This is a genomic window from Alcaligenes sp. PF14, assembly GCF_037150615.1.
GTDB classification, from domain to species: Bacteria; Pseudomonadota; Gammaproteobacteria; order Burkholderiales; family Burkholderiaceae_B; genus Alcaligenes; species Alcaligenes phenolicus.
This window is the reverse complement of sequence record NZ_JBAGRS010000020.1, coordinates 1-772: the sequence shown is the minus strand read 5'-3', so window position 1 is coordinate 772 and position 772 is coordinate 1. Positions and strand designations below refer to the sequence as shown.

Sequence of the window (772 nt, the reverse complement as noted above, 5' to 3'; positions counted from 1 at the left end):
ACGAGCAGTACTGAAGGAGTCCGTGGCGACCAGGGCGCCGCCCTGGAAACGTAACTCACTGCTGACTGCACCCAGGTTCGCGTCCTGAGACACTTCCAGGCGACCGTCGGCCAGTGTTGTGCCGCCGGTGTAGCTGTTTTGACCACTCAGCACCAGGGTGCCAGCGCCGGTCTTGAGCAGAGAGCCTGCACCCGACAGTTCGCCCTGGAATTGTCCGGCCGAGGACTGCTCGAATACGAGCGTACCCTGGTTGAGCACATTGCCCGACAGGGAACTGGCATTGCCAATCAGGGTGCCCGCCAGGATTTGTGTGTCGCCATAGCGGTTGGCGGTGTTGGACAGGCGCAGAGTACCCGCGCCTTCTTTAATCAGATTGCCGCTCCCGCTGATTTGCCCGCTCAAGCCCAGTACCGTGTTGGCCGCCACATCCAGATGGCCGGCTTGATTCAGTGTGATCTGGCGTGTGCTGTCAAAAGAGTCCGTCGTGGCTAAGGTGCCGCCCTGGAAGTTCAGTGCACCGGAGCCTAAATTGCTGTCCTGGCTGACGACGACGCGCCCTTCATGCAGGGTGGTACCGCCTTCATAGGTATTGGTGCCCGCCAAGACGACCGTCCCTGTGCCGGTTTTTTCCAGTGAGCCGGTGCCTGTGATGGCTCCGTTCAGGCTCAGGCTGGTGTTGGCGTTAACGGCGATCGTGCCGGTTTGTTCCAGCTCAATCTGACGAGCGCTGGCAAAAGAGTCAGTCACTGCCAAGGTGCCATTGTTCAGGCTT

1 protein-coding gene is annotated in these 772 nt (G+C 60.2%); it reads right to left on the bottom strand.

Features of this window, described 5'->3' with window-relative positions:
* A partial coding sequence (locus tag WFM49_RS18490) for an autotransporter-associated beta strand repeat-containing protein (protein ID WP_336974841.1) occupies positions 1-772 on the bottom strand: 772 nt, incomplete at both ends.